Genomic DNA, 2,482 nt, shown 5'->3' on the forward strand with positions numbered 1-2,482 from the left:
CAGTCTCCGGTTCAAGTTGTGTATTTACATCTATGTTCATATAATAAACAGGACTGCCCTTGGTATTTGGTTTCCATTTGGGTACAATCTTTCCGTTAGGGTTGCCGGTCATTATAAAATTGGCGAAGTATTCCTCCATGGTTGCCGAAACTTTATAATCGTCCGGGGTCCAGGCATATGCCTTATTGGAGCTTAGGTTTCCGAGGGCAAACTCAATTTCCGAAGCATGCGAGGCACCCACCATTGGCGCAGGCAGCTTACCGGGAGTTTCAGGAGTCTTTCCTACTTCAGGCGGCCGCGGGCACGAGAAGATATAGCGGTATACAGGTTTACCACTCGTTTTGGCTTGCATATCGGCCCATTTCCAGGTACCATAAACTATAAAATTATCACTGGCCAGCGCAGTAGCCGACTTAATCACTTCATCCTGGGTATTACCCGGAAAAAGTTTTAACACCGTGGCTGAATCGGCCCCATACCGCTCCTTAATCTTTTTTGCATAGTTCTCAGGTGTCGGCATATCACCTCCGGTAAAAGCCTGGTAAGGTACTTCGGCAGAATTCCAGCCAACCATCACCGGCACATGCATTTCTTCACCAGCTTCCAAAGTTTCGATAGGTTGTTTAGTGAAAAAATAGCCGTCAATCAGGTTGGGGAATCTCCAGGCGCCAGGCTTGGATGCTAAATCGAGTAATTGCGAAGCGGACAGTGCGCGGAGCTCAGCCAGCGATCCGGCGCCGGCGGTTTTAGCAAATGCGGTGCCGCTGGTTTCGCCATTAGCTAAAGTGCTCATTTTCCCGAAACCACCACTTTCACCAATCGCTCCGGAAAATAAACCTTTTGATAAAGGTGACAGCACCTGGGCACAAACCGAAAATGAGCCTGCTGATTCTCCGGCAATAGTTACTTTTTCAGAATCGCCCCCAAATGCGGCAATATTGGCTTTTACCCAAAGCAATGCTGCATGCTGGTCAAGCAAGCCATAATTTCCGGATGCATTGTGAGGCGACTCTTTTGTGAGTTCGGGATGTGCGAAAAATCCAAAGATGCCTAAACGATAGCTTATGGTAACGGTAACTATTCCTTTTTGCGCTAAACTTTCGCCGTCGTAGCGTGATTCGGAACCATCGCCTGCAACAAATCCACCACCATAAAAATATACCAATACGGGCCGCTTGGTGTCAGACGGCGTCGCAGGGGCCCAAACATTCAGGTAGAGGCAGTCTTCGCTCATGGTATCAGCGCGAAAGATCATATCACTGAAGATGTGTTTCTGCATCGGCATATGGTTAAAATGATCGGCTTTTAATACGCCATTCCAATTGGCGGGCGGCTGCGGTTCTTTCCACCGTAGGTTTCCTACAGGCGGCAGCGCGTACGGAATGCCTTTGTAACTGTTAATGCCGGTAGAAGGATTAAAAATTCCCTGGAGTTGCCCATTGCTGATGGTAACCTGTGGGTTTTGCTGGGCAAAGGCCGCAGTGAAAAATACCAGGGCAGTGAGGAATGCAATTATTGATTTCATTTTGTTTATAATGGTTTAATGAAGTGTTTTTGGATAGATTTGTTATAAAATCCGATAGCTGATAAAATTTCAATATCGCTATTGTAACATAATGATACAATAATAATTGCTATTTTTGATATTATCAATGCAATTACCGAAAATACTTTACAATGAGCTATAAACCTGCTGATGAAATAAATGAGAACGGAACTGGATTTATAAAAAACGTAGCCATTGACACTGTTATATTTGGATTTCATGATAACCTGCTTAAGGTTTTATTATCGGCATATAAAAACACTAACTATTTTGCCCTGCCGGGTGGTTTCATCAGAGAAATGGAAAATCTGTACGATGCTGCACGAAGAGTTGCATCCGAAAGGACAGGCCTTGATGATATTTACCTGGAGCAATTTTATGTATTTGGTGATTATTCCCGCTATGAGCCTGAACCATTTAAAGTGATAATGGAAGTAAACGGAAACAAACCATCTAAAAGCCATTGGCTTTTGCAAAGGTTTATCTCTATTGGTTATTATGCCCTGGTTGATTTTACCAAGGCCACCCCCACGCCGGCTGCAATTTTTGATAGCTGCAACTGGTACGACCTGAAAAACATGCCGGAATTGATACAGGATCATTCAAAAATTATTACCAAAGCACTTGAAGCGCTTAGGGCAAACCTTGATCATAAAGTTGTCGGGTATAATTTGCTGCCAGAAAGTTTCACCATGGGTGAATTGCAGAAATTACACGAAACCATTTTAGCAAAAAAACTGCTACGCCCTGCTTTTCAGCGTAAAATGTTAAGTTTGTGTATATTAGAGCGGGTTGCAAAAAAATATTCAGGCGGGGCGCATAAAGCGCCTTATTTATACAGGTTTGTTTCTGAAGTATAAGGTTTGACGTTTGAAATGACAACTGCGTAGGTATTATGAAATAGTGCAGCAGTTTATATTTAAACTTATTTATATG

Annotated in this window: 2 protein-coding genes; one reads left to right on the forward strand and one right to left on the reverse strand. The window is 43.4% G+C overall.

Going from position 1 to position 2,482, the window contains the following annotated elements; translation table 11 throughout:
• On the reverse strand, positions 1–1,525 hold a 1,525-nt coding region (locus QZY09_RS02855; RefSeq protein ID WP_295667829.1), incomplete at its 3' end, for a carboxylesterase family protein.
• A gap of 152 nt (positions 1,526–1,677) precedes the next feature.
• Between QZY09_RS02855 and QZY09_RS02860 the strand changes: the two genes are divergently transcribed.
• Positions 1,678–2,406 (forward strand): NUDIX domain-containing protein, encoded by a 729-nt coding sequence (locus QZY09_RS02860; protein ID WP_295667830.1) that lies wholly within the window; start codon positions 1,678–1,680, stop codon positions 2,404–2,406.
• Positions 2,407–2,482 lie beyond the last annotated feature (76 nt).

The organism is uncultured Mucilaginibacter sp. (assembly GCF_903913935.1).
Classification (GTDB): Bacteria; Bacteroidota; Bacteroidia; order Sphingobacteriales; family Sphingobacteriaceae; genus Mucilaginibacter.